Source organism: Actinomadura physcomitrii, assembly GCF_008923205.2.
In the GTDB taxonomy this organism is placed as follows: Bacteria; Actinomycetota; Actinomycetes; order Streptosporangiales; family Streptosporangiaceae; genus Spirillospora; species Spirillospora physcomitrii.
Genome location: NZ_WBMS02000035.1, coordinates 79,783 through 106,360, shown reverse-complemented (window position 1 = coordinate 106,360; position 26,578 = coordinate 79,783). Strand labels below are relative to the sequence as shown.

The 26,578-nt window shown below is 73.4% G+C and carries 24 protein-coding genes; 11 read left to right on the top strand and 13 right to left on the bottom strand.

Annotated features, from left to right (window positions below):
- Window positions 1-821 (top strand): DUF4163 domain-containing protein (locus tag F8568_RS33955; protein ID WP_160573865.1); only part of this gene is annotated, 821 nt, incomplete at its 5' end.
- Window positions 822-873: 52 nt separating this feature from the next.
- On the opposite strand, the gene F8568_RS33950 is transcribed toward F8568_RS33955, so the two are convergent.
- The 7 genes from F8568_RS33950 to ligD (F8568_RS33920) form a co-directional block, all read right to left on the bottom strand.
- On the bottom strand, window positions 874-1,170 hold the full coding sequence (locus tag F8568_RS33950) for a hypothetical protein (protein WP_202125668.1): 297 nt from the start codon (window positions 1,168-1,170) through the stop codon (window positions 874-876).
- Between the two features lie 144 nt (window positions 1,171-1,314).
- Window positions 1,315-1,548 (bottom strand): DUF3107 domain-containing protein, encoded by a 234-nt coding sequence (locus F8568_RS33945; protein ID WP_151597784.1) that lies wholly within the window; start codon window positions 1,546-1,548, stop codon window positions 1,315-1,317.
- Window positions 1,549-1,811: 263 nt separating this feature from the next.
- Window positions 1,812-2,429, bottom strand: coding sequence for a TetR/AcrR family transcriptional regulator (locus F8568_RS33940; RefSeq protein ID WP_151597783.1), 618 nt, complete (start codon window positions 2,427-2,429; stop codon window positions 1,812-1,814).
- 195 nt (window positions 2,430-2,624) lie between these two features.
- Complete coding sequence (locus tag F8568_RS33935; protein ID WP_151597782.1) at window positions 2,625-2,825, bottom strand: hypothetical protein; 201 nt, start codon at window positions 2,823-2,825, stop codon at window positions 2,625-2,627.
- Between the two features lie 37 nt (window positions 2,826-2,862).
- Complete coding sequence (locus tag F8568_RS33930) at window positions 2,863-4,188, bottom strand: dihydrolipoyl dehydrogenase family protein (protein WP_202125667.1); 1,326 nt, start codon at window positions 4,186-4,188, stop codon at window positions 2,863-2,865.
- A gap of 131 nt (window positions 4,189-4,319) precedes the next feature.
- On the bottom strand, window positions 4,320-5,225 hold the full coding sequence (gene ligD / locus F8568_RS33925; RefSeq protein ID WP_151597781.1) for a non-homologous end-joining DNA ligase: 906 nt from the start codon (window positions 5,223-5,225) through the stop codon (window positions 4,320-4,322).
- Between the two features lie 39 nt (window positions 5,226-5,264).
- On the bottom strand, window positions 5,265-6,239 hold the full coding sequence (gene ligD / locus F8568_RS33920; RefSeq protein ID WP_151597780.1) for a non-homologous end-joining DNA ligase: 975 nt from the start codon (window positions 6,237-6,239) through the stop codon (window positions 5,265-5,267).
- Between the two features lie 120 nt (window positions 6,240-6,359).
- On the opposite strand from ligD (F8568_RS33920), the gene ku reads away from it, so the two are divergent.
- Window positions 6,360-7,277, top strand: a complete 918-nt coding sequence (gene ku, locus F8568_RS33915; RefSeq protein WP_151597779.1) for a non-homologous end joining protein Ku — start codon at window positions 6,360-6,362, stop codon at window positions 7,275-7,277.
- An 18-nt stretch (window positions 7,278-7,295) separates the two neighbouring features.
- Here the strand turns inward: ku and F8568_RS33910 are convergent, their stop codons facing one another.
- Window positions 7,296-7,598 carry a hypothetical protein gene (locus F8568_RS33910; RefSeq protein ID WP_151597778.1) on the bottom strand — a complete coding sequence of 101 codons (303 nt, stop codon included), beginning with the start codon at window positions 7,596-7,598 and terminating at the stop codon, window positions 7,296-7,298.
- 215 nt (window positions 7,599-7,813) lie between these two features.
- Window positions 7,814-9,997 carry an MMPL family transporter gene (locus F8568_RS33905; RefSeq protein WP_151597777.1) on the bottom strand — a complete coding sequence of 728 codons (2,184 nt, stop codon included), beginning with the start codon at window positions 9,995-9,997 and terminating at the stop codon, window positions 7,814-7,816.
- Window positions 9,998-10,165: 168 nt separating this feature from the next.
- Between F8568_RS33905 and F8568_RS33900 the strand changes: the two genes are divergently transcribed.
- Window positions 10,166-10,879, top strand: a complete 714-nt coding sequence (locus tag F8568_RS33900) for a TetR/AcrR family transcriptional regulator (RefSeq protein WP_151597776.1) — start codon at window positions 10,166-10,168, stop codon at window positions 10,877-10,879.
- Window positions 10,880-10,904: 25 nt separating this feature from the next.
- Here F8568_RS33900 and darG read toward each other — a convergent pair whose 3' ends face one another.
- The 4 genes from darG to moeZ form a co-directional block, all read right to left on the bottom strand.
- Window positions 10,905-11,957, bottom strand: coding sequence for a type II toxin-antitoxin system antitoxin DNA ADP-ribosyl glycohydrolase DarG (gene darG / locus F8568_RS33895; RefSeq protein WP_160573864.1), 1,053 nt, complete (start codon window positions 11,955-11,957; stop codon window positions 10,905-10,907).
- A complete protein-coding gene (darT, locus tag F8568_RS33890; protein WP_151597774.1) occupies window positions 11,947-12,642 on the bottom strand; it encodes a type II toxin-antitoxin system toxin DNA ADP-ribosyl transferase DarT in 696 nt (231 codons plus the stop codon). Before darT ends, darG begins: the two co-directional genes overlap by 11 nt.
- A gap of 95 nt (window positions 12,643-12,737) precedes the next feature.
- Window positions 12,738-12,989 (bottom strand): DUF397 domain-containing protein, encoded by a 252-nt coding sequence (locus F8568_RS33885; protein WP_151597773.1) that lies wholly within the window; start codon window positions 12,987-12,989, stop codon window positions 12,738-12,740.
- A gap of 184 nt (window positions 12,990-13,173) precedes the next feature.
- Window positions 13,174-14,355 (bottom strand): adenylyltransferase/sulfurtransferase MoeZ, encoded by a 1,182-nt coding sequence (gene moeZ, locus F8568_RS33880; RefSeq protein WP_151597772.1) that lies wholly within the window; start codon window positions 14,353-14,355, stop codon window positions 13,174-13,176.
- Window positions 14,356-14,574: 219 nt separating this feature from the next.
- Here moeZ and F8568_RS33875 point away from each other — a divergent pair, with 219 nt between their 5' ends.
- The 8 genes from F8568_RS33875 to F8568_RS33840 all read left to right on the top strand — a co-directional run bounded on the left by F8568_RS33875 (window position 14,575) and on the right by F8568_RS33840 (window position 26,575).
- On the top strand, window positions 14,575-14,769 hold the full coding sequence (locus tag F8568_RS33875) for a CsbD family protein (RefSeq protein WP_151597771.1): 195 nt from the start codon (window positions 14,575-14,577) through the stop codon (window positions 14,767-14,769).
- 310 nt (window positions 14,770-15,079) lie between these two features.
- Window positions 15,080-15,895: a hypothetical protein gene (locus F8568_RS33870; RefSeq protein WP_151597769.1), complete on the top strand. Its 816-nt coding sequence runs from the start codon at window positions 15,080-15,082 to the stop codon at window positions 15,893-15,895.
- A complete protein-coding gene (locus F8568_RS33865) occupies window positions 15,883-17,508 on the top strand; it encodes a S8 family serine peptidase (RefSeq protein ID WP_236009769.1) in 1,626 nt (541 codons plus the stop codon). The genes F8568_RS33870 and F8568_RS33865 overlap by 13 nt, the downstream gene beginning before the upstream one ends.
- Window positions 17,509-17,565: 57 nt before the next feature.
- A complete protein-coding gene (locus F8568_RS48895; protein WP_151597768.1) occupies window positions 17,566-18,336 on the top strand; it encodes a hypothetical protein in 771 nt (256 codons plus the stop codon).
- Entirely contained in the window at window positions 18,330-19,655 is a 1,326-nt protein-coding gene (locus F8568_RS33855; protein ID WP_328601148.1) for a S8 family serine peptidase, read from the top strand. The genes F8568_RS48895 and F8568_RS33855 overlap by 7 nt, the downstream gene beginning before the upstream one ends.
- Complete coding sequence (locus F8568_RS33850) at window positions 19,565-19,831, top strand: MGMT family protein (protein WP_328601147.1); 267 nt, start codon at window positions 19,565-19,567, stop codon at window positions 19,829-19,831. Before F8568_RS33855 ends, F8568_RS33850 begins: the two co-directional genes overlap by 91 nt.
- Before the next feature lie 129 nt (window positions 19,832-19,960).
- A complete protein-coding gene (locus F8568_RS33845) occupies window positions 19,961-23,137 on the top strand; it encodes an ATP-dependent helicase (protein WP_151597766.1) in 3,177 nt (1,058 codons plus the stop codon).
- Between the two features lie 18 nt (window positions 23,138-23,155).
- A complete protein-coding gene (locus tag F8568_RS33840; RefSeq protein ID WP_151597765.1) occupies window positions 23,156-26,575 on the top strand; it encodes an ATP-dependent helicase in 3,420 nt (1,139 codons plus the stop codon).
- The last annotated feature ends 3 nt before the right edge of the window (window positions 26,576-26,578 follow it).

Genomic DNA, 26,578 nt, shown 5'->3' with positions numbered 1-26,578 from the left:
CGGCCGGCGGTGGGCTGTTCGCGGCGACCGGCGCCAAGGTCGCCGCGGCCGTCGCCGCCGCGGCGGCGGTCGCCGCGGGCGGCGCGGGAGCCTACACGGCCGCCTCCGGGAACGACGCCCCGCACGCGCGGACGGACCTGCGCGTGCGGCCCGTGTCCGTCGTCCGGACGACGGACCACCCCGCGACCCGCGTCACGGCGAGCTACCCGCAGCTCAGCGGGCTGCCCGCCGCGCTGCAGGCCAAGGTCAACGCGGCGGTCCGCGAGCCCGCCGAGAGCTGGGCGCGCACCGCGGGCCAGGACCTGTCCGCCTTCACCGGCACCGCCGACCCGCCGACCCCCTACACGGGCAAGGTGACCTACGAGGTGGGGTTGAACGGGCCGAAGCTGTTCTCCGTCCGGTACTCCTACAGCGGGACCGCCCTGACGAGGAACACGGCGCTGGCGCAGATGGTCACCGTCGACCTCGCCACCGGGCGCGCGGTCCCGCCCCGCGACTTCTTCCGCGCGGACGCGCTCACGGCGGCCGGCACGCACGCCTTCACCAGCCTGCTGATCGAGTACGGGCCGGGCGGCGGCTCGCTGTGCGAGGGCGAGTCGCCGGACCCGGGCGGCGGGGACGTCACGCCCGCGATGATCAAGGAGGGCCGAGTCGCCCTGCTGCCGACGCGCACGGGGATCGACTTCTACCCGCTGGAGTCCGTGATGGGCTACAGCATGGCCTGCGGACGCGCCTGGCGGCCGTTCAGCGTGCCCTACCGGCGGCTCGGCCGGTTCGTCCGGCCGGAGATCTTCCGTGCGGCCGGCGTCCCGGTCCCGTAGCGGCGAAGGCCCCCGCCGGAGCGGCGGGGGCCGGTGGGGCCTGCGGAGAGGGTCAGAAGGTGCGGCTGTGGCGCCGGCCGCGCCAGCCGCCGCGGCGCCGGCCGTGGCCGCGGCCGTTCGCCGAGGTGAGCCCCGCGACGCAGAGCGCCGCGATCACCAGCGCGACGACGAACGCGATGATCGAGCCCGCGCCGAGAGCGCTCGCGATCACCCCGCCGACGATCGCGCCGACGACGCCCACCGCGATCGTCAGCAGGATCCCGATCGGGTTGCGGCCGGGCACGAGGAGCCGTGCCAGCGCCCCGATGACGGCACCGACGATGATGAACCAGAGGATCGTGGCGAGCATGTCAGATCAGTCCATTCCGTTTCCGTGGGCCCGGAGTCGCCCTCGGGCCCGTGGTCGCAGTCGGGTATGCCCGCTCCGCCGGAATGAAACAACGTCCTGGTCAAGCCGGGTACGGCCGCGGCAAAACGCCGCGCCGCCCGTCCCTCACGCGTACTGGGAGCCGAACCCCACGCCGCGCCGCTCGTCCTCGGAGATCTCCAGGTAGCCGACCCGCTCGGCGGGGATGACGACCCGGCCCGAACGCCGGTCCTTCAGCACGAACACCCCGCGCGGCTCCGACAGCGCGTCGGCGAGGGCCTCCTGCACCTCGTCGGCGGACTGGTCGGTCTCCACCACGATCTCCTTCGGCACGTTCTGCACGCCGATCCGAACCTGCACGCGCTACTCCCCTCGTCCGTCCCGGACCGCCGCACGGCGGGCGGTCCCTCCGATGGTCGCACGATCACCGGCGCGACTACATCAACCCGCCACCTCAGCCACGCACCCACCCGAACCGTCGCGATCGCGAGCGAAGCCAAGTTCGAGCTTGCGAGAACTTGATCGCGCAGCGAGCCGCCAGGCGAGTCGGAGCGATGCAGCGATCGCGCGCATTGCCCGCCGAAGGGAGGGCCCCCAGGGCCCGACCGCCAAGGGCAATGCAATCAAATCTGAGGGAAACCTGAGATGCCGCGCCAGGCGAGGCGGGCGATGATCTTTTCGGCGGTGTCCTTGGGGATCGCGCGGTGCTGCGACAGCCAGAACCGGGCGCTGACCTCGGCCATGCCGACCAGGCCCATGCCGAGCAGGTGCGCCTCGTCGCTGGCGGCGCCGGTGTCCTCGGCGATCACCTGGGCGATCATCTCGGCGCACTGCTGGTTGGCGCGGTCGACGCGGGCCCGCACGGGCGCCACGTTGCGCAGGTCGGACTCGAAGACCAGCCGGTACGCCTCGCCGTCGCCGGCGACGAAGTCGTAGAACGCCTGCATGCTCGCCTGCACCCGCAGCTTGTTGTCCGTGGTGGACTCCAGCGCGTCGCGCACGGTCTTCACCAGCGCCTCGGCGTGCTCGTCCAGCAGGGCCAGGTACAGCTCCAGCTTGCCCGGGAAGTGCTGGTAGAGCACGGGTTTGCTGACTCCCGCACGTTCGGCGATCTCGTCCATCGCCGCCGCGTGGTACCCCTGCGCGACGAACACCTCCTGGGCCGCGCCGAGCAGTTGCCTGCGGCGCGCCAGCCGCGGCAGGCGCGTGCCGCGGGGGCGGGCGTCCGGGGTAGCCGTCACCACACTCTCCGATCACCAGATCAGCGCGACGGTAGAGGGTGTCCGTCGCGGGGAAACAATCCCACCATCCTACGCGCCGGTAACCTCGTGGGTCACTAACAAAGACCCCCGACATTCCTCGCACGCGCAGGTCAGTGTATTTCCGGCGGCGCCCCGCCGCAGCCGGACGCCCCGTCCGCCGCGGCGGGGCGGCGGTCAGCGGTAGTCGTCCTCGTCGAGCGGGATCTCGCGGTGCTGCTCGGCGGCGTCGGCCTCGTTGACGTCCATGGGCAGCTGCGCCGCCCACTCGGTGGTCTCCTCGCCCTCCTCGCCGAGATCGGCCCGCTGCTCGGCGGTGTCGGCCTCGTTGGCGTCGTCGGGCAGCGGCTCGCGCTCCAGGTCGTCGGTCTCGCTCATCAGGCGTCCTCCTCGGAAGAGCCGATCGGAAGGTCCGTCACAGGCGCCCGGCCAGTTCCCGCAGCGGCACCTCCACGGACTCGCCGTAGGTCGGGAACGCGTGCACGACGTCGGTGAGCACGCTCAGCGGCGTCTCCGCGCGGATGGCCAGCGCGATCTCGCTCATCCACTCCTCAGCGTAGAGTCCGGCCGCGGCGGCGCCGATCAGCAGCCCGCGGGAGCGGTCGGCGTACAGCTCGACCCGGCCGCGCTCGTCGGCCTCCACCGCCGCCCGCACCGTCGCGGCGAGGTCGTACCCGGCGGTGAGCAGGTCTATTCCGAGTTCCTCGGCCTGCTTCGGGGAGATCCCGACCGAGTAGACGGTGGGCGTGGTGTACACGACCCGGGGGATCGCCCGGTAGTCGGCCGCGCGGTGCTCGCCGAGCAGGTTCGCCAGCACGAGCCGCGCCTGGTAGCGGGCGGCGTGCGCGGTGCGGGCGACGCCGGTGACGTCGCCCGCCGCCCACACGTCGCCGGACGACGACGGCACCCGGCACGTCTCGTCCACCGGCACGCCGTGGCCGGGGGACGTGGCGACGCCGAGCGTCTCCAGCCCGAGCCCCTCCACCCGGGGGCGGCGCCCGGCGGCGACGAGGATCCGGTCGGCGTCCAGCGTGCCGCCGTCCGACAGCCACAGCCGCAGCCCCGACTCCTTGCGCTCGACGTGCGAGAGGTCGACGCCGAGCCGCAGGTCGACGCCCATCCGGCGGAGCGCGTCGGCGAGCACCTCGCCGGCGAACGGGGCCTCGGCGGTCAGCAGCCGCCCGGACGCCTCGACCACCGCGACCTGCGACCCGAACGCCGCGTACACCTGCGCCAGCTCGCAGCCGACCGGGCCGCCGCCGAGGACGACCAGCCGGCGCGGCAGGTCGGGCACCGACAGGGCGCCGTCGCTCGTCCACAGCGGGACGTCGGCGAGGCCGTCGACGGGCGGGATCACCGGTTCGCTGCCGGTGCACAGCACGAGGTCGTCGAAGCCGTGCTCGGCGTCGTCCACCTCGATCCGGCCGGGTCCGGTGACCTGGCCGCGGCCGCGCAGCACGGTGACGCCCTCCTCGGCCATCCGGGCGACGATCCGCTCGTCGGCGCGGTGCCCGGTGAGGGCGTCGCGGCGGGCGACCGCCATCTCCCAGGTCTCGCCGCGCCGCGCCGACAGCAGCAGCGACTTCGACGGAACGCACGCGAAATACCGCGATTCCCCGCCGACCAGGCGGTTCTCGACGAGCGCGACGTCGCGCCCGGCGCGGGCGAGGCCGGTCGCGACCAGCTCTCCCGCCGTCCCCCCGCCCAGCACCACGGCGTCGTAGTGATGGTTCTGCGACAACTGATCTTCCTTCCGCACCGGCGGGTGTGTCCCCGCTCACATGGCGTCCCCGTGTGCACATGGTGGCGGAAGTCGACGCCGGAGCGTGCCGGTTCGGACACATACGGCGCCCGGAACCGGCGTGCCGGGGGTCAGGGGAGCGCGCGGCGGCGCCCGTCCAGCAGGGGCTTCAGCAGGTCACCGTGCTTGTCGACCCGCTCGATCACGTCGTCGGGGGAGAACACCAGGTCGGCGGCGTCCTCGCAGGACTCCAGCTCGTCCCAGGTGATCGGCGCGGACACCGACGGGCGGGACGCGGCGCGCAGCGAGTAGGCCGCGACGGTCGTCTTCGCCGGGTTGTTCTGGCTCCAGTCGACGAAGATCTTCCCCTTGCGCAGCCGCTTGTCCATCTTCGCGACGACCAGGTCCGGGTGCTCGGACGCGAGGCGCTGCGCGGCGGCCTTGGCGTACTGCGACGTCCGCGCCGCGTCGGTCGGCTCCTTGATCGGCACGTACAGGTGCAGGCCCTTCTTGCCGCTGGTCTTGGGGTAGGAGCCGAAGCCGTCCTCGGCGAGCACGTCGCGCAGCAGCGCGGCCACCTCGCACGCCTCGACGACCGTCGCGGGCGGCCCCGGGTCCAGGTCGAACACCACCAGGTCGGGGGCGTGCAGCCCGCCGCGCGGGCCGACCTTCCACTGCGGGACGTGCAGTTCCAGCGCGGCGAGGTTCGCGCACCACACGAGCGTCGGCAGGTCGTCGACGACGACGAAGTCCGCCGTCTCCCGCCCGGACGTGCTGCCCGGCGTGGGGACCCGCGCCGTCCGCACCCAGCCCGGCGTGTGCGAGGGGGCGTTCTTCTCGTAGAACTTCCCGCCGTCCACGCCCTCCGGCCAGCGGATCCGGGTGGCCGGGCGGTCCTTCAAGTGCGGCAGCATCACCGGCGCGATGCGCGCGTAGTAGTCGATGACCTCGCCCTTGGTGAACTCCGGGTACAGGTTCTTGCCGAGGTTGGACAGGCTGAGCCGGCGCCCGTCCACCTCGACCTGCCGGCTGCTCACCGCCCGTCCTCGGGCGCGCCGTCCTCCAGTGCGGGGGCGTCACTGCTCACTGGTGACCTCCAGGGGGTCCTTGTCGTCGCGCAGCCCGCGCCAGGACGGGAAGCGGAGGCGGCCGTCCCTGGTGCGCGCGCTGTAGGCGACCTCCCCGACGAGGCGCGGCTCAACCCACTGCGCGTCGCGGGCGTGCTCGCGCGGGACGGGCTCGTCGAACGGGCTGGTCGGGCGGCGCAGCGGCCACAGCGCCTCGTACAGCTCGTCGAGGGCGCGGTCGCTGAAGCCGGTGCCGACGTGCCCGACGAAACCGAGCCGCCCCTTCGGGTCGTACTCGCCGAGCAGCAGCGACCCGACGCCGCCCTCGCGGCGGCCCCGGCCGGGCTTCCAGCCGCAGACGATCACTTCGCGGGTCTGGAAGTTCTTCACCTTGCGCCAGAAGTCGACGCGGCGCCCCGGCCGGTACGGGGAGTCCAGCCGCTTGGCGAGCAGGCCCTCCAGGTGCTCCTCGATGGTGAACGCGAGCAGCTCGTCCACCTGGGTGGTGTCGCCGCCGTGCAGGTAGGGGGGCACCTCGACGGGTCCGCTGCCGGCGAGGTCGAGGTCGGCGAGCAGCGACCGCCGCTCGGCGTAGGGGGCGTCGTAGAGCACGCGCCCGTCCAGGAACAGCACGTCGAACACCACGTACCGGACGGGGACCTCGCGGATCAGCCGGGGGTGCGGCCGCGCCACGTGCATCCGGCGCTGGAGGCGCTCGAAGCTCGGCCGGCCCTGCTCGAACGCGACGACCTCGCCGTCCAGCACGACGTCGTGGTCGGGCAGCAGGTCGGCGAGGGCGGTGAGCTCGGGGTAGCGCGAGGCCACGTCGTTCCCGCGCCGGCCGGTCGCGCGCACGCCGTCCGGCGACACCTGCGAGACGACCCGCACGCCGTCCCATTTGAGTTCCAGACCCCAGCGCGCGCCGTCGTCGGGGAGGTCGCCGGTGGCGGCCATCATCGGCTCGACGGGCCATGGCATGGTCATACCGGCCGTCTTACCCGATGCCCGCGCCCAAGAAAAGGATCAAGCGCCCGTTATGGCGCAAATCGAACCGGGTTGCGACGCTAAGGGGAGGAGCGGACCCGGCTGGGTAAGGACAACGGCATGCGGAGCATCTGGAAGGGCGCGATCTCGTTCGGGCTGGTGACGATCCCGGTGAAGCTGTACTCCGCGACCGAGCAGCGGGACGTCAGCTTCCACCAGGTGCACCGGGAGGACGGCGGCCGGATCAGGTACAAGCGGGTCTGCACGGTCGACGGCGAGGAGGTGCCCTACGCCGACATCGCCAAGGGCTTCGAGCTGCCCGGCGGCGAGATGGTGATCCTCACCGACGAGGACTTCGCCGACCTGCCGCTGTCCACCAGCCGCCGCATCGACGTGCTCCAGTTCGTCGAGGAGTCCGAGGTCGACCCGATCTACTTCGCCAAGTCCTACTACCTGGAGCCGGACGCGCAGGGCGCGAAGCCGTACGTGCTGCTGCGCGACGCGCTGGAGAGCTCCGACCAGGTCGCGATCGTGAAGGTGGCGCTGCGGCAGCGCGAGTCGCTGGCGACGCTGCGGGTCCGGGGCGGGGTGTTCGTCCTGGAGACGATGCTGTGGCCGGACGAGGTCCGCGAGCCCGACTTCCCGTTCCTGGACGAGGACATCGAGGTCCGCAAGCAGGAGCTGTCGATGGCGTCGTCGCTGATCGAGTCGATGGCGGGCGACTTCGACCCGGGCGAGTACAAGGACGCCTACCGGGAGGCGCTGCAGGCGGTGATCGACGCGAAGGTCGAGGGGCGCGAGGTGACGAGGCCGTCCGAGGAGGCCGAGGAGGAGCCCGCGGCGGACCTGCTGAGCGCGCTGCGCGCCAGCGTCGAAGCGGCGAAGAAGAGCCGCGGCGGCGGGGGCGGCGGCAAGGCGGCGGCCTCGTCGTCGGACAAGGAGGCGCAGAAGAAGCCCGCGTCGCGCGGCCGCAAGACGGCCGCGAAGTCGAGCGGCAAGAAGGAGCCGGCGAAGGGCCGCACCCGCAAGTCGGCCTAGTCCCGCGCGGGGCGAGGGTCAGCCGTCGCGGCGGGTGGCGAGGACGCGGCCGAGCATCGCGGCGGCGGCGGACGGGTCGGTGCACGGCGCGATCCGCTCGCCCCAGCTGTAGAAGTACGACCAGGAGCCGTCGGAGCGCTCCTGCACCGCGATGACGTTCTCGTTGAACATGCGCATCTCGGGGTTGGCGACGAGGGCGGAGGGCCAGCGGTCCGACGGCGGGGCCAGCTCGACCGTCCAGCCGCGCGAGCGCAGCTCCTCCGTCAGACGCTCGAGGTGGCCGAGGGCGATCTCGGCCTCGGTGGTCGCCAGCATGGGCATGATGCCTCCAGGGGAGTACCCGTGAAACGTGGGAAGGGGCCGCCGGGCGCGGGCCGTCGCGGGTCGTTCACGCGCGTTCGGCGCCGGGCGAACGTCATTCAGTTTCCCGCCGGGTGCACCGGTCCACAACCGCTTTGCGATTCTTGGCGCCCTTTTCTCGCGGCTGGGCCCCGGCCCCCTGCGAAGGGGGCCGGGGCCATGGGCCGGGGCGGGGCTCAGTGCGCGGACGCCGGCTCCGGCGCGCGCGGCGGCGCGGCCGCGTCGCCCTCACGGAGCCCGTACCGCCCGTAGAGCCTGGCCAGCGGGCCGGGCGCCCACCAGTTCGCGCGGCCGAGCAGCCGCATCGTCGCCGGCACGAGCAGCGCCCGGACGACCGTCGCGTCCACCAGGATCGCGACCGCCATGCCCACGCCGGTCATCTTGATGAACGCGACGCCGGACGTGGCGAACGCGCCGATCACGACGATGAACAGCAGCGCCGCGCTGGTGATGATGGCGCCGGTGCGCTGCACCCCGGCCGCGACGGCGGCGGTGTTGGAGCCGGTCAGGTCGTACTGCTCGCGGACCCGCGACAGCAGGAACACCTCGTAGTCCATCGAGATGCCGAACAGCATCGCCAGCATCAGGATCGGCATCGACGGGGAGATGGCGCCGGTCGCGGTGAAGTCCAGCGGGCCGGACAGGTGCCCGTCCTGGAAGATCAGCACGACCACGCCGAACGTCGCCGACAGCGACAGCATGTTCATCACGATCGCCTTCAGCGGCAGCACCACCGACCCGAACGCCAGGAACAGCAGCGCGAACGTGACGCCGCCGACGAGCAGCGCCAGCCACGGCAGCGTGCCGCCGATGCTGGACAGCTGGTCGACTACGTCGGCGGTGCTCCCGCCAACGTACGCGCGGGCGCCGGGCGGCGCCGGCACGTCCCGGACCCGGTGCACCAGGTCGCGGGCCGCGGCGGAGTCGGGCTCGGCGGAGTAGGTGAGCGCGATCCGGGTCGTCTCGCCCTTCGCGCCGGTCACGGTGGCGCCGGTCGCGCCGGGCAGCGCCGCGAGCCGGTCGCCGTAGGCCTGGACCGCGGCCCGGTCGGACGTGCCGGTCACCACGGCCTGGATCGCCTCGGTGGAGTTGCTCGGGAAGTCGCGCTGCAGCGCCTCGGAGACGACCCGGGCGTCCGCGCCGGACGGCAGCACCTTGGCGTCCACACCGCCCCAGTTGATGTGGAGGAAGGGGCTGCCGAGCGTCAGCAGCAGCGCGACGGTCGCGACGGCGTAGATCACCGGGCGGCGCATGACGCTGTGCGCGAGCCGGCCCCACCAGCCGTCCGCCTCGCCGCGCCCGGCTCCGGCGGCGGCCTTGCGGCGGCGCCGGATCGCCAGCGCGTTCACCTTCGGGCCGAGGACGGCCAGCAGCGCCGGCAGCACGGTCAGCGCGCCGAGCATGCAGACGACGACGGTGGCGATCCCGCCGTAGCCCATCGAGACCAGGAAGTTCTGGTCGAACAGCAGCAGCCCGGACAGCGACACCGCGACCGTGACGCCGGAGACCGCGACCGTGCGGCCGGCCGTGGCCATCGTCGCGGCGAGCGCGTCCTCGGCGGTGGCGCCGTCGCGGCGGATCTCCTCGCGGAACCGGCTGACCATGAACAGGCCGTAGTCGATCGCCAGGCCGAGCCCGAGGAACGTGGTGATGTTCACCGCGAAGATCGACACGTCGGTGACGTAGGTGAGCGCGTGCAGCGCGGTGAACGAGCCGAGGATCGCCAGCCCGCCGATCAGCAGCGGCAGGCTCGCCGACACCAGCCCGCCGAAGATCAGCACGAGCAGCACCAGCAGCACCGGCATCGCCATGCCCTCGGCCCGTCCGATGTCGGACGAGACCCGCTCGTTGATCGCGGTCTGAGTGCCGAGCTGGCCGCCGACCTTGGCCGTCAGGCCGCCGGGGACATCGGTGAGGTCGTCCTTGATCGCGTCGTAGTCGTCCTGCCGCGCGGCCTCGTCCTTGCCGGCGAGTTGCAGCACGGCGTAGGTGGAGCCGCGGTCCTTGCTGACGAACTGCGGCGCCCTGGTCGTCCAGTAGGTGGACGTCCCGGCGACCTTGCCCTGGGGCAGCGCGGCCAGCGCCTTGTCCACCGAGGCGCGGTAGGACGGGTCGTCCACCGTCATGCCGGGGCGCCCCTTGTAGAGGATCACCACGTCGGCCTGGTCGCGCCCGAGGTCGCGTTCGGCGATCGCGGTCGCCCGCGCGCTCTCGCTGCCGGGCGTGTCGAAGCCGCCGGACGAGGTGAGCGCGCCGAACACGCCCGTGCCCCATACGCCGGCGAAGACCAGCGCGGCGCCCGCGACCGCGAGCACCCAGCGCCGGCGGCGGTGCACCCACCTGCCCCATCGCTCGAACATCGTCGTTCCCCCTGCCGTTGGTTACGCCGCGTCACCTTGGTGAACGCTGTAAACTAGCGAACACCGTAAACTTTGCATATGACGTTCACTTTCGTCAATGGTGTTTTTGGGGAATCATGCGGGAGCGGCCGGTGACGGCCGGACCTCGGGGAGGAAGTGGGGCGGAGCGTGACGACACGGCGTGACCGGCTGCGGGAGGCGACGGTCCGGGAGATCTCTGAGACCGCGCGGCGGATCCTCGTCGAGCAGGGGCCCGAGGCGGTGTCGCTGCGCGCCATCGCCCGCGAGATGGGCATGACCGCGCCCGCGCTGTACCGCTACTACGACAGCCACTCCGAGCTGCTGCGGCACGTCGTCGGCGACATCTACACCGAGCTGACCGAGCAGCTGCGCTCCAGCATCGAGGACGTCCCGCACGGCGACATGAGCGGCAAATTCCTGTCGGTGGCCCGGGAGTTCCGCTGCTGGGCGCTCTCCCACCCCCGCGAGTACGCCCTGCTGTTCGGCGCGCCCGTCCCGGGCCTCGGGGACGACGCGCGGGAGGACTTCGCCGACGAGTGCGCCCAGCAGTTCGGCTCGGTGTTCATGACGCTGTTCCTGGAGCTCTGGCGCAAGCACCCGTTCCCGGTGCCGTCCGACGACGAGATCGACCCCGACCTCCTGCCGCAACTGCGCCGCTACCGCGGCGAGGCCGGCGGGGCCGAGCTGCCGCTGGGCCTCCTGCAGATCTACCTCGAGTGCTGGGTGCGCCTCCAGGGCAGCGTCAGCCTGGAGGTGTTCGGCCACCTGAGCTTCGCCCTCGACGACGCCGCGCCCATGTTCGAGCTCATGCTCCAGCAGATAGCCCCGCCCCTAGGCCTCACCTACACCCCACCCCGATGAGGTCGGACAGACCTGTCAGGCGGGTTTAGCGGGCCGGATCGAGGAGTCGTGCCTCACGCAGCCGTTCGAGTGCACATTGGACATCGTCGGAGCTGAAGAGACGCCGTTTGCGGGAGCTCCACTGCGCCACTTCGCCCGCTATGTCTTCATCATCGAAGCGGCCGGTTCGATGGTCTGCGAGGTAATGGACGGTGCTCAGCAATTCCATACCGTCGGGGTACTCGTAGCCCAAAACGGCATTCGACACTTTGCGCCAGGAGCGCCGGAACATGGGGTCGTCGGCGATCGGAGGCTCCGCCGCGTCGGCCGCCGGCAGCAGGCGCAGGTCGGCGCGTGCTCCTCCGGTGCCATCACCGTACCCAATGAGATAATGACCTTCCAGTGCGGCGATATCGCGGTTGAGTCCACTGGAGAAGGGGCCGTAATGGCCACGCTTGAAACGGTATCCGAGATCGAGTCCGGCGCTTTGGAGAAGGTAGACGACTTTTTGGGTCTCCAGAAGAGACGTATGCGAGTCGACGGCAACCCCCGCCGCATAAGCCGTCTCGGCGTAGCGGCGCAGCCCGGCGAGCAGCCGTATGCGGCTTGTTGTCAGTCGTGGGCGTTCCGGGCTGACGGGCATGTCCTCCGGTGAAGGGGTCCCTGGACTGTAGAGCCGGACTTCTAGCCCCAAGCCCCCCAGTTTCTCGATGATCAACGGCCGGACGACACTCCAGTCCAGTCCTCCATTGCCGCAGCCCAGTGGGGGGATGGCCACAGTTCTGACTTTCAGTTCCACCAGAACTCGTACTAGATCGTCCAGTCCCGCGCGAACGTCCTCAAGATTGGATGGCTGCCGCCAATGGCGCTTGGTTGGGAAGTTGAGGATCCATCGATCTCCGTCCATGGAAGTGGCAAAAATCTTCCCAGGACGTACCCGGTGATCGGCACATGCCTGGACGTAGGCTCTGAAGTTGGCAGGAAAGGCTCGCTTGAACTGCAGTGCGAGCCCCTTGCCCATGACGCCGACCGTGTTGACGGTGTTCACAAGGGCCTCTGCGTCGTCGCGCAGCAGGTTGCCCGTGCATTCAACGATCATCTGACTCGCCTCCTCCCCAACTCCATACTCCCTGGCATGGGCAGCCACTTGGGACATCAAAGTACCAATCAGGTCTGACAAGCACCCTGGGCGTGGTCGGTGCGGCCTCCAGCCGCTCCGCTGCTTCCCCCGCACGCTCGTTGCAGCACACCGCGAGATGACTGAAGGTTCTCCAGGGGACGTTGCCATGGACGAGCAACTCCGCCATCCGACGCTCCCGCCGCGATCCGTCCTCCGGTGTGTTGCCCCAGTAGCGGGCGTTCATGATCTCCCAATCGATGTGCTCGGCCAGAGCCGCGGCGTCCGTGGTGAACCTCGTCGGGCGCAGGACCGCGTTCCGGTCGGTTGCCACCCATGGAAGCCCTGCTCCCGCTACCCGGGATAGCCGCGTGACGAGGTACACCAGATGCGTCTGGTCGCTGTCGTACTGTCGTACCTTGCCGCCAAGGATGCTTCGCAGCATCGGCGAGCGCGGGGCGAAGTAGAAGGGGGCATAGTCGGCCACCACCCCGCCGGGCGGCACCGGTACCACTCGTGACCGGCGACGCTCTTTGATGCTCGGCTGACCGCACTCGTGGACGTCGGCCCGGCGGAGGTTGTCCGCCAGTAGACCGGTACGTGCGATCTCGGCAAGGTTGTCCAGATGCGTGAAGTGCAGCAGCCATGGATCGGCGGCGTCGATCATAGCTGGTCAGCGTACCGGCGACCGCTGCCGCAGGCGCAGTGTTGTTTCCGGGCGTGGGCGACGCCCGAGTCTGGGCCGCGGGGACCGGCGCTGGGCTATCCGGGGAAGAAGTTGAATTCGCCGTTGCGGACGCCGGCGAGGAATGCTTCCCATTCGGTGCGGGTGTAGACGATGGTCTCGGCATCGGGGCGGCGGCTGTGGCGGACGGCGACGCGTTCGGTGCCGTCCGCGAGTGGTCCGGCTTCGACGCAGTTGCCCCCACCGTTGTCGCTGAACGTGCTGACATGCCAGGCGACCTGCTCGCGGTCCGCAGGGCTAAGCGTTTCACGTGCCGCCGTCTCGCTCATTGCAACTCCTCCGCCAGAGTCGAGATGAACTCGGCCGACTCCTCTGGCTCCATGGTGAGTACTCGCAAGCGATCGTAAACCTCCGCGAGCCGGTCGCATTTGGAGGCGCGGCATGTCGAGGCCCCCGGATCCGAGTGGATCCGGGGGCCTTGCGGTGGTCTCGTCCCGTGGGACGGCCAGTGCGTCAGTAGGTGGGCTGGGTGGGGTCGATCTGGTTGACCCAGGCGAGGATGCCGCCGCCGACGTGCACGGCGTCGCCGAAGCCGGCGCTCTTCACCACGGCGAGGGCCTCGGCCGAGCGGGCGCCCGACTTGCAGTGCAGGACGATCTTCTTGTCCTGCGGCAGCCGCTCCAGCGCCGAGCCGTTCAGGAACTCGCCCTTCGGGATCAGCGTCGCGCCCGGGATCGAGACGATCTCGTACTCGTTGGGCTCGCGGACGTCCACCAGGAAGATGTCGTCGCCGCGGTCCTGCATGCCCTTCAGTTCGAGGACGGTGATCGTCGAGTCCTTGGCGGCCTCGCTGGCCTCCTCCGACACCGCGCCGCAGAAGGCCTCGTAGTCCTCCAGCAGCTCGGTCTGCGTCGGGTTCTTGCCGCACAGCGGGCACTCGGGGTCCTTGCGGACCTTGACCGACCGGTACGTCATCTCCAGCGCGTCGTAGATCATCAGCCGGCCGACCAGCGGCTCGCCGATGCCGGTCAGCAGCTTGATGGCCTCGTTCACCTGGATCGAGCCGATCGACGCGCACAGCACGCCGAGGACGCCGCCCTCGGCGCACGACGGGACCATGCCGGGCGGCGGCGGCTCCGGGTAGAGGCAGCGGTAGCAGGGGCCGTGCTCGGCCCAGAACACCGACGCCTGCCCGTCGAACCGGTAGATGGAGCCCCACACGTACGGCTTGCCGAGCAGCACCGCCGCGTCGTTCACCATGTAGCGGGTCGCGAAGTTGTCGGTGCCGTCGACGATCAGGTCGTACCGGCCGAAGATGTCCATGATGTTGTCGCGGTCGAGCGCGGTGTCGTGCACCACCACGTCGATCAGCGGGTTGATCTCGCGGACGGTCTCGGCGGCCGACTCGACCTTCGGCTTGCCGAGCGAGGACTGCCGGTGGATGATCTGGCGCTGCAGGTTCGACTCGTCCACGACGTCGAAGTCGATGACGCCGAGGGTGCCGACGCCGGCGGCGGCCAGGTAGAGCAGCGCGGGGGAGCCGAGACCGCCCGCGCCGACGACCAGGACCTTGGCGTTCTTGAGGCGCTTCTGCCCGGACATCCCCACGTCGGGGATGATGAGGTGCCGCGAGTAGCGGTTGACCTCGTCGCGGGTGAGCTCCGCTGCGGGCTCGACCAGAGGTGGCAACGACACGGTGGGTGCTCCTGTGCTGACGCTCGGCTGTAACGGGGGCGGGACGTCGTCGTCCCCTCACGGGACAACCTTGCCATGTCCGCGCGCATTCCCCGAAGGACGGTGGGCGGAAACGCCCATGCCAGCGGCCATGCCGACCGGTCCAAGCAGCCGGACGGCATGGATCGGGACGTGCCGGGCACCGGACCCCTGCACGGACCTCGTACGGGAGAAGGAGCCATGGGCATCCTCGACAAGCTCAAGAACAAGACCCAGAAGGCCAAGGGCCGGGGCAAGGAAGAGGCCGGACGCGGCTCCGGCGACCCCTACCTGGAGGCCGAGGGCCGCAAGGACCAGGTCGCCGGCGGCGCCAAGCAGGTCGGCGAGCAGGTCAAGGACGCCGCGAAGGAGGCCCGTCGGACCATGGACCGGTGACCTCCCGCATCCCGCAGTGACGGAGGGGCCTCTCCGCGGAGGGGCCCCTTCCGCGTGTCCGGGGCCGGCGCGTCCGGGTTAGGTCGGGGTCCCTCACCGCAATGGGAGGGCGGATTGTCATGAACCAGAGTTAATCTTGACTGTTGTGGCATTCCTGCCCCCCTCCCAGCAGCCGCCCCCGCCAGGCCCGCACCTCCAGCCCGGCCCCCCGGCTCCCCCCGGCCCGCGGCCGGGCGCGCCCCCGGGCCGCCCGCCAGGACCGGGTCCCGGCGCGCCCGGCGGACCGTCCGGGCCCATGGTGCCACCGGGCATGCAGCGTCCCGCCATGCCCGGCTGGGGGCCGCTTGGCCAAGGCGGGAACGGCGCGCCGCAGGAGCCCGCGATCACCGTCCTCGGGCTGCGCGCCCGCCAGTGGATGGTCGCCGCGATCGTCGTCGGCTGCGTCTACCTGGTCACCGGCACCATCGCGATCGGCGGCGTCTGGGCCGAGCTGCACCGCGACCCCACCAACGCCGAGCTGGAGTGGGCCGCCAAGGCCGAGGTCGCGCAGCGCTGGCGGGCGTGGCCCGCCGAACGGATCTTCCCCAGCAAGATCACCTACACTGCGGGGCAGGGACGCGGCGAGTACGCGTCCCGGACCGGCATCGTCCCCGACACCAACTGCGCCACCGGCGTCGACCAGGGACTCGCGGGACCGCTCCTCCAGCAGGGCTGCAAGGCCGTCCTGCGCGCCACCTACACCGACCGGCTCCAGGGCATCGTCGTCACCGTCGGCGTCGTCGCGTTCGCCGACCCGTGGGCCGCCGACCGCGCCTACAAGGCGATCCCCGGCTCGCGGGGGCCGGGCAGCGGCGGGGTCAGCCCCGCGCTGCGCGCCGCCCCGTTCCCCGGCACCGCGTCCGCCCGGTTCACCGACACCGCCCGGCAGGACCGCACGTCCGACCGCGGCGGCCCCTACGTGGTGCTGACCACCTCCGGCGAGGCGGACGGGCGCCCGGCCTCGGCCGTCCGCAAGGAGCGGCCCGGCGACCCCTTCGCGATCGCGCCGCAGCTCGGCAACGCGATCGCGCGGACCCTCTCCGCCAAGGCGCTGCCCGACTGCCACGCGCGCGGATGGAAATGCTGACGCGGGCGCGGTCGCGCCGCGCGAAGGCCCCGGGCGGACGGCGCGCACCTGCGGCGGCGCGCGCGCTGCTCGCGGTGGCGCTCGCCGGCGCGTGCGTCCCGCTCGTCCCCGCGCCCGCGCGCGCCGACATCGTCCGGGACCGGCAGCGCGGCATCCTCGACGAGCTGAGCATGGACGCCGCCTGGAAGATCACCAAGGGCCGGAACGTCACCGTCGCCGTGGTCGACTCGGGCGTCGACCCGAACCAGAAGGACATCGCCGGGTCCGTCACCGTCGGGCCCAACATGCTCGCCGCCATCGACGGCGGCAGCAAGCCCGCCCATCTGCACGGCACCAACATGGCGTCGCTGATCGCCGGGCACGGCCACGGGCCCGGCGGCGGCGACGGCGTCATCGGCATGGCCCCGGAGGCGCGGGTCCTCGCCATCCGCGTCATCGGCGAGAAGGAGGATCCGAGCTACGCCCGCTACCGGAGCTCGCGGGAGGCCGAGGACGCCGTCGCGAAGGGCATCCGGTACGCCGCCGACCACGGCGCCGACGTCATCAACCTGTCGCTCGGCAAGATCAGCCTCCCCGGCCGGGACACCGAGATCCCCGCCGAGCGCGACGCCATCGGCTACGCCATCGGCAAGGGCGTCGTCGTGGTGTCCGCGGTGGGCAACAACGGCGACGAGAGCGACCTCATCGACGGCGACGGCTTCTCGCCGTACTCCTACCCCGCGTCCTACCCGGGCGTCATCGCGGTCGCCGCGACGCAGCCGTCGCACGACCGCGCCCCCTTCTCCAACCGCAACCTGTCGGTCGTGGTGTCCGCGCCCGGCGCCGGCCTGCCCGTCGCCGGGCCCGGCGACGACTACTACGTCTCCGACGGCACGAGCGACGCCAGCGCCCTGGTCTCCGGGATCGCCGCGCTGATCCGCGCGCGGCACCCGAAGCTCGCGCCCGCGCTGGTCTCCCAGGCCCTCATCGAGAGCACCCGCTTCGGACCGAAGAGCGGGTACGGGCCCGACGTGGGCTTCGGCGAGGTCAACGCCCAGCGCGCCCTCACCGCCTCCGACACCCTGGCCAAGGGCGCCGCCACCGCGTCCGCCGGCAAGCCCGGCGCCAAGCGGTTCACCGATCGCGACCCCGGCGACGTCACGATCATCCACCGGCCCGCCTGGGTGACCCCCGCGGTCATCGCGATCGTGGTGATCGGGGTCGGGGGGCTCATCGGCGCCGTCCTCGTGGCGGGCGCGTTCCACCGCCGGCACCCGCGCGTCCTGCCCGCCGGGCCCGCGCCCGGTCCGGGCGGCCCGGCCGGTTTCGGTGGTCCCGCCGGTGCGCAGGGCGGCGGCTTCGGACGGCCGGGCGGGCCGTCGTACGCGCCGTCCCCGTACGGCGGCGCTCAGGGCGGCCAGGTCTACGGGTCGCCCGCGCCGCCTGCGGGCCGGCCCGGCGGCGGCTACGGCCCTGCACCGTCCGCGCCTCCTGCGTCCGCGCCTCCGGCGGCCGCTTCTCCCGCGGCCGAACCATCGGGGGACGCGGCGGGCGGGGGGCGGCCCGCGTTCGCGCCGCCGGACCCGGCCGCGCGGCCGTCGTTCGGGGCGCCCGAGGAACCGTCCGGCGAATGATCGTCTGACCGGCCGGTCACCGGGCGGTGCCGGGGGCCGGTCGGTTACGCTCCGCACGTGGCGCGCGCGGAGATCCCTGCCCCGGACATCGGGCCGGACGAGGCTCCGGCCGCGCCGTCGCACCGGCGCCCGCCCCGCGCGGCGGCGCCGCTGCTGGCCGCGGCCGGCTGCGCGGCGGTGCTCGCCGTCGCGGGCGTCCGGCTGGCCGGCGAGGTGACGCGCGGCCCGACGGCCGCCGAGCGGTCCGCGGCCGTCGCCACCGAGATCGGGCGGCGGTACCTCACGTGGCCCGCCGGGCGGATCTTTCCGGCCGGGCTCCGCTACACCCTCGACGAGGGCTCCGCGGAGACGGCGCGGCGCGTCGGGATCGGCACCGACACCCGCTGCGGCACCGCCGTCGACGCCCGGCTGTCCGGGGCGCTGACCGCGCGCGGATGCCTGGCGGTGCTCCGCGCCACCTACCTCGACCAGGCGCAGGGCCTCGCCGTCACGGTCGGGGTCGCCGCGTTCCCGGACGGCGCGTCCGCGCGCGGCGCCGTCGCGCGGTTCCCGGCGAGCGCGCCGTCGCCGGGCCTGCGGGCGCTGCCGTTCCCCGGGACGGTCGCGGCGCGGTTCGCCGACGCGGCCCGGCAGGCGGCCGCCGCCGCGCAGCGCGGCCCGTACGTCGTCGCCGCCACCGTCGGGTACGCCGACGGGCGGCCGGCGCTGCGCGCCGCGCGGCGGCTGCCCGACGTCGCCGAGCTGGCGCCGCAGCTGGTCGACGGGGTGCTGCACCCGCTGACCGCGCCCGCCCGGATCCGCTGCGGCACGCGGGAGTGGTCGTGCTGAGCAGGCTCGGCGCGGCGCTCGTCGCGGCCGGGCTGGCCGTCCCGCCGCTGCTCCCGGGCGCCGCGCGCGCCGACCAGGTGCGGGACGCGGTGACGCGGGTGCTGGAGTCGCTGGACGTGCCGCAGGCGTGGACGCTGGCGCGCGGCGCGGGCGTGACCGTCGCCGTCCTGGACTCGGGCGTGGACGCCGGCCAGCCCGACCTCGCGGGCGCGGTGACGACCGGGCCCGACTACACCGAGGGCGCGTCGCCGCGCGGCGTCCCGCCGAAGCGGCTGCACGGCACCAACATGGCGTCCATCATCGCCGGCCACGGGCACGGCCCGGGCGGCACCCTCGGCGTGGTCGGGGTGGCGCCGCGGGCGCGGCTGCTGTCCCTGCGGGTGATCGTGGAACGGGACGAGCCGGGCTTCGCGGCGTTCACCGAGAACAGCCGCTACGCGGGCACGATCGCGGACGGCATCCGGTACGCCGTCGACCACGGCGCCGACGTGGTCAACCTGTCGCTCGGCCGCTCGTACCCGACCGAGCGGGAGCGCGCCGCCGTCGCCTACGCGATCTCCCGGAACGTCGTGCTGGTCGCGGCGGCGGGCAACGGCGGCGCCGACCGGACGGCCCGGCGCGGCGGCCACACCCGCTACTCCTATCCGGCGTCGTACCCCGGCGTCATCTCGGTCGCCGCCGTGGACGCGCGGGGCCGGCACGCGGACTTCTCCAACCGCAACTCGGCGGTCAGCGTGTCGGCGCCGGGCGTCCAGATCATCGGCGCGGGGCCCGGCGACCGGTACTGGATCGGCGACGGCACCAGCCCCGCCACGGCGTTCGTGTCGGGGATCGCGGCGTTGGTCAGGTCGCGGCATCCGGGGCTGGCGCCGGCGCTGGTCGCGCAGGCGGTGGCGGCGAGCGCGCGGCACCGCCCGGCGGGCGGCTACGACCTCGGCGTCGGCTTCGGCCGGGTCGACGCGCTCGCCGCGCTGACCGCGTCCGACGCGCTCGCGGGCGCCCGGACGGGCGGCGCCGGGCTGCCCGCAGGACAACGGTTCGCGGCGGGGGACGTCCGGCCGGTCCAGGTCGTCCACCGGTCCGGCGCGCTCGTGGTGACGTGCGTCGCGCTCTGCGCGCTGTGCCTGGCGGGGCTGGTCGCGACCGGGTGGCGGTGGCGGGACGAGGCCTGGAGAATCGTCGCATGTGGTCGGAGCCTGACGAGTACGCCGAGGCGGTCCTGGACACGGTGGACCGCATCCCGCCGGGCCGGGTCCTCGCGTACGGGGACATCGCCGAGATGGTGGGGCGGGGCGGGCCGCGGCAGGTCGGACGGGTGATGTCGCTGTTCGGCGGCGGGGTGCCGTGGTGGCGGGTGATCCGCGCGGACGGCCGCCCGCCGGCCTGCAACGAGGTCGAGGCGCACGAGCACTACCGCGCGGAGGGAACCCCGCTGCGTCCGGACGGCCGCCGCGTCGACATGGCCCGCGCCCGCTGGCTCCCCGACCTCTCCTGATCCGGCGGGCGACCGCGACCCGCCGAGTCCCGCGTTGAACCCGTTCCACCTGTTCAACGCTGCGTCACCTTCGCGACATGCGGGCGTTGTGGTCCGAGGAGCCTCGGTGATCTGCTCCAATGAACTGTTGTGCCGTCTGCTTCCTACCGTCTCGTCCGCCGCGCCGGTCCCGCGCGCGCGGTGCCGCCCGCGCTCGACGAGCGGCAGCGGCGGGTCGTCGAGCACGCGGGCGGGCCGATGCTGGTGCTGGCCGGGCCGGGCACCGGGAAGACGACGACGATCGTCGAGGCGGTCGTCGACCGGATCGAGAACCGCGGCACCGACCCCGAGCGGGTGCTGGTCCTGACGTTCAGCCGCAAGGCGGCGGGGGAGCTGCGGCAGCGGATCACCGGGCGGCTGCACCGCACGACCCGGACGCCGCTGGCGCTGACGTTCCACAGCTACGCCTACGCGCTGCTGCGCAGGGACGCGGTGCTGAACGAGGAGCCCGCGCCGCGGCTGCTGTCCGGCCCGGAGCAGCTGCTCGAGGTTCGGCGGCTGCTGGAAGGCGAGCTGGCGGACGGCGCGCGCGACTGGCCGGAGCGGCTGCGGGCGGCGCTCGCGACGCGCGGGTTCGCCGAGGAGCTGCGCGACTTCACGCTGCGGGCCGTCGAGCGGCGGTTCACCCCGGAGGAGCTGGTCGCGCTCGGGCGGATGCGCGGGCGCGACGACTGGCCCGCGATCGGCGCGTTCATGGAGCGCTACGTCGAGCGGTTCGCGCTGGACCCCGTCCCCACCTACGACTACGGCGAGCTGATCTACATGGCCGCCGGGATGCTCGCGGACGAGGAGGTCCGCATCCGCGAGCGCGACTCCTACGACGTGGTGTTCGTCGACGAGTACCAGGACACCGACCCCGCGCAGGAGGCGCTGCTGCACCTGCTGGCGGGGGAGGGCCGCGACCTGGTCGTGGTCGGCGACCCGGACCAGTCGATCTACGGGTTCCGGGGCGCGGACGTGCGCGGCATCCAGGAGTTCCCGAACCGCTTCCTGACGCTGGACGGCCGTCCCGCGCCGGTGGTGGCGCTGCGCACCTGCCGCCGGATGGGGCCGGAGATCCTGGAGGCGTCGCGGCGGATCGCGCGCCGCCTGCCCGCCGGTTCGGCGGGCGGCGCCGCCGAGCACCGGGCCCTCCTCACCCCGGACGAGGCCGAGGAAGGCGAAGTCCGGGCGGTGATCGCCGACTCGGAGAGCCAGGAGTCGGCGCTGGTCGCGGACGAGCTGCGGCGCGCGCACCTGCTCGACGGCGTGCCTTGGTCGCGGATGGCGGTGCTGGTGCGCAGCGCCGTCCGGCAGGTGCCGGTGCTGCGGCGGGCGCTGGCGCAGGCGGGGGTCCCCGTCGTCGTCGCCGGCGACGAGGTGCCGCTGATGCAGGAGCCCGCCGTCCGGCCGTTCCTGGTGCTGCTGCGGGCCGCGCTGAAGAAGGGCCACCTGGACGAGGTCGTCGCCGAGGATCTGCTCACCGGCCCGCTCGGCGGCGCCGACGCCCTCGCGCTGCGGCGGCTCAAGCGCGCGCTGCGCGACCTGGAGGAGCTGTCGGGCGGGCAGCGGCCGCTCGGCGAGCTGCTCGTCGCGGCGGTGAACGACCCCCGCGAGCTGGTGCTCGTCCACGAGAAGGTGCGCGCCCCCGCCGAGCGGATCGCGCACCTCATCGACGTGGCGCGGCGCACCGTCCACGACGGCGGGTCCGCCGAGGACGTGCTGTGGGCGGTGTGGCAGGAGAGCGGGCTGGCGGACGGCCTGCTGGAGCAGAGCGTCAAGGGCGGGACGCGCGGCGCGTCCGCCGACCGCGACCTGGACGCCGTCGTCGCGCTGTTCGACCACGCGGCCCGGTTCGTCGACCGGCTGCCGCAGGCGGGCCCGGAGCTGTTCGTCGACGACATCGCCGCGCAGGAGATCGCCGGGGACACCCTCGCCGAGCAGGCGCCGGAGGGCGAGGCGGTCCGGATTCTTACGGCGCACCGCTCCAAGGGCCTGGAGTGGGACGTCGTGATCGTCGCCGGGGTGCAGGAGGGCGTGTGGCCGGACGTGCGGCTGCGCGGTTCGCTGCTGGGCGTCGAGGAGCTGATCGAGCACGCGGCGGGCGCCGACCCCGGCAACGAGGCGGCGGCCGGGGCGTCCATGGCGGCGAAGATGCTGGACGAGGAGCGCCGCCTCTTCTACGTCGCCGTCACGCGCGCGCGCAAGCGGCTCGTGGTGACCGCAGTGGGCGGCGACGACACCGAGGAGCGCCCGTCCCGGTTCCTCAACGAGCTGCTGCCCGGCGCGATCGAGCAGTCCCAGCTGGACGAGAAGACCCGCTGGCTGTCGCTGTCCGCGCTGGTCGCGGACCTGCGGTCGGTGGTGTCGGACCCGACCCGCCCCGAGCCGCTGCGCCGCGCCGCCGCCGGCCACCTCGCCCGCCTCGCGCGCGCGGGCGTGCGCGGCGCGAAGCCGGAGAACTGGTACGCGATCACCGCGCTGTCGGACCAGGGCCCCGCGTTCGCCGGCGACGAGCAGATCACCATCTCCCCGTCGCAGGTCGAGGCGTTCACCACCTGCGGGCTGCGCTGGCTGCTCGCCTCGGCCGTCGGCGCGCAGGAGGGCGGCCCGAACGAGTTCAGCACCATGGGCAAGGTCATCCACGCGGTCGCGGAGATGGCGGGCGCCGACGACGGCGTCACCGACGTGCACGTCGCCGAGCGCCTCGACCAGATCTGGAACGACCTGGACTTCCGCAGCTCCTGGTACTCCGAGAAGCAGCGCGAGCAGGCCACCGCGATGGTCGACAGGTTCCTCGCCTGGCACCGCGACAACCCCAACGAGGTCGTCGCGCTGGAGGAGTCGTTCAAGGTCGACCTCGGCCGCGTCGTCATCAAGGGCCGCATCGACCGCGCCGAACGCGACGAGCAGGGCCGCGCCGTCATCATCGACATCAAGACCTCCTCCACGGCCGTCCCGAAGGACGACCTGGCCCGCCACCCGCAGCTCGGCGTCTACCAGTACGCCGTGATGCTCGGCGCGTTCGAGCGGCACGGGCTGATCGAGCCGGGCGGCGCGAAGCTGATCCAGGTCGGCAAGGCCGCGTTCACCGCCAAGGCCCGCGAGCAGGAGCAGCCGCCGCCCGCCGAGGACGCCGACCCCGAATGGCCGAAGAAGCTCATCGAGATCGTCGCGAGCGGGATGGCGAGCGACGTCTTCCAGGCGCGCGCGAACGACAAGTGTCGGACCTGTCCCGTACGCTCCTGCTGTCCCGTCCACGACGAGGGCGGGCAGGTGGGCGACTGATCGGCTCGGGGGGATGAGGTGATCACGCCGGGAGAGCTGGCCCGGCTGCTGGAGATCCCGGAGCCGACCGAGGAGCAGGCCCGGGTGATCGAAGCGCCGATGGCGCCGATGGCGGTCATCGCGGGCGCCGGGTCCGGCAAGAGCGAGACGATGGCCGCGCGGGTGGTGTGGCTGGTCGCGAACGGGTTCGTGCGGCCCGAGCGCGTCCTCGGCCTCACCTTCACCCGCAAGGCCGCCGCCGAGCTCGGCGTCCGCGTCCGCAAGCGGCTCGACAAGCTGCGCGAGGTGCTGCCGGGCGACGAGCTGGAGCGGCTCGGCGGCGAGGCGCTGTTCGACGGCGAGCCGATGGTGTCGACGTACCACTCGTACGCGGCGCGGCTGTTCGGCGACCACGCGCTGCGCGAGGCCCTCGAACCGACGATGCGGCTGATCTCCCCGGCGGTCGCGTGGCAGATCTGCTCGCGCGTCGTCGACGCCTACGACGGGCCGATGGACCGCGTCGAATGGCAGCCCGACACCGTCACCAAGGCCGTCATGGAGCTGTCCGGCGACCTGTCGGAGCACCTGCGCACCGCCGACGACGTCCGCAGGGTCGGGGCGTGGCTGGACGAGCGGTTCGCCGCGGTGAAGAAGCCGCTGAAGGCGCAGCGCGACATCCTCGCCAAGCAGGCCGTCCGCGAGCAGCTGATGCCGCTGATCGAAAGATACGGGCGGGCGAAGGCCGACCGGGAGGTCATCGACCACGGCGACCAGATGGCGCTCGCCGCCCGCATCGCCTACAGGCACCCCGAGGTCGGGATGATCGAGCGTTCCCGGTTCTCCGTGGTGCTGCTCGACGAGTACCAGGACACCAGCCAGGCGCAGCTCGTCCTGCTGAAGTCGCTGTTCGCGGGCGGGCATCCGGTCACGGCGGTCGGCGACCCGTGCCAGTCGATCTACGGGTGGCGGGGCGCGAGCGCCGGGAACCTGCTGCGCTTCGCCCACGACTTCCCCGCGCAGCCCGCCGTCGGGGACAGGCGGCCGGTCCCCGCGCCGGTCGTGCAGCTGAGCCGGTCGTTCCGCAACGGCGAGCAGATCCTCGAGGCCGCCGCGAAGATCCAGGAGGAGCTGCGCGCGGAGACCAGGGCGGTGCCGCGGCTCGTCCCCGGCGCCGGCCGCGAGGGGCGCGGACGTGTCGAGTGCGCGCTGTTCGCCACCGTCGAGGACGAGGCCGACCGGATCGCCGGGCGCGTCGCCGGGCTGATGGCCGGCGACCCGGCGGTCGCGCCGGACGGCGGCTTCCAGGCCGAGCCGCTCCGGTACTCCGACATCGCCGTCCTCGCCCGGAAGCGGTCGCAGTTCCCGCTGATCCGGCGGGCGCTGGAGGCGCGCGGCATCCCCGTCGAGGTCGTCGGGCTCGGCGGGCTGCTGACCGTCCCCGAGGTGCAGGACGTCGTCGCGACCCTGCGCGTCATGCACGACCCGACGGCGGGCGCGTCGCTGGCCCGGCTGCTCACCGGCCCGCGCTGGCGGCTCGGCCCCCGCGACCTGGTCGCGCTCGGCCGGCGCGCGCGGGCGCTGGCGCAGGAGTCGGCGCGCGACGTCACCCCGCCGCAGCGCGCAGCGGACGAACCGCCCGAGGACGCGCCGCCCGTGGACGCCGAGCCCGGCGGACCCGAGGCCGGCGGACCCGAGGCCGGCGGACCCGAGGCCGGAGCGGCGGCCGACGACCCGCTCCGGCAGCTCGTCAGCGAGCTGAACCAGGAGACCGGCAGCCTCGTCGACGCGCTCGACGACCTCGGCGCGCCCGAGGCGTACTCGCCGGAGGGGTACGGGCGGCTGCGGCGGCTGCGCGACGAGCTGCGGGCGCTGCGCGGCCAGGTCGGCCTGCCGCTGCCCGACCTGGTCAACGAGGTGGAGCGGGCGCTCGGCCTGGACATCGAGGTCGCCGCCCGGTCCGGCCTCGACCCGGTCACCGCCCGCGCCGACCTCGACGCGTTCATCGACGCCGCCGCCACCTTCGCCGGCGACGCCGAGGACCCGACGCTCGGCGCGTTCCTCGCCTACCTCAAGGCCGCCGAGACCGAGGAGTTCGGGCTGGAGGCCGGACGCGTCGGCGAGACCGACAGCGTCAAGCTGCTCACCGTCCACGCGTCCAAGGGCCTGGAATGGCCGGTCGTCGTCGTGCCGGGCCTGTCGTACGTGCCGCAGAAGAACGGCGGCCCCGCCAAGGGCTCGATCTTCCCGTCGCCGCCGCAGAACGCGACCCGCTGGACGGCGAACCCGCGCGTCCTGCCGTTCATGCTGCGCGGCGACCGCGCCGACCTGCCGCCGCTGAACGGCCTGGAGAAGGACGACCTCGCCGCGTTCGACCGGGCCTGCTCCGAACGCGACCTGCGCGAGGAGCGCCGCCTCGCCTACGTCGCCGTCACGCGCGCGTCGAGCCTGCTCATCACCACCGGGTACTGGTGGGGATCCTCGGGGCGCCCGCTCGGGCCGTCGCCGTTCCTGGAGGAGGTCCGCGCGGTGTGCCTCGCCGGCGCCGGCACGGTCGCGGCGTGGGCCGACCCGCCGGAGGAGGGCGAGACGAACCCGCTGCTCGCCGACCCCGAGGAGGCGCAGTGGCCCGTCGCGCCGGGGGAGCGCGGCCGGACCGACGCGTCCGCCCGCGAACGCTACGAGGCCGTCGTCGAGGCGGCCCGCATGGTCGAGGACGCGATGGCCGGACGGACCCGGCTGTGGGCCGGCGACGAGGGCCTGTCCGGCGCCGACCGCGGCCGGATGACCGCGTGGGCGCGCGACGTCGAGCTCCTGCTCGCCGAACGCGACCGGGGGCGCGGCGGCGACGGCCTCCTCGTCGAGCTGCCCGCCCACCTGTCGGTGTCGTCGCTGGTCTCCCTCGCCCGCGACCCCGCCGCGCTGGCCCGGCAGATCCGCCGCCCGATGCCGCGCCCGCCCGCCCCGTACGCGCGGCGCGGCACCGCGTTCCACGCCTGGCTGGAGGGCCGCTGGGGGCAGCAGCGCCTCATCGACCCCGACGAGCTGCCCGGCGCCGCCGACGAGGGCGCCGCCGACGACGCGCACCTCCTGCGCCTCCAGGAGCGGTTCGAGGAGTCCGAGTGGGCCGCGCGCGAACCCCTCGACATCGAGGTCCCGTTCGAGACCGTCATCGGCGACCGGCTGATCCGCGGCCGCATGGACGCGGTGTTCCGGCGCCGCGGCGGCGGCTACGAGATCGTCGACTGGAAGACCGGCCGGCCGCCGTCCGGCGACGACGCCCGCTTCGCCGCCGTGCAGCTCGCCGCGTACCGGCTGGCGTGGGCGGAGCTGGCGGGCGTCGAGGTCGGCCAGGTCAGCGCCGCGTTCCACTACGTGAGCGCGAACACCACCGTCCGCCCCGCCGACCTGCTCGACGCCGCCGGCCTCGCCGCCCTGCTGGAGTCGGTTCCCGCGGCCTGACGG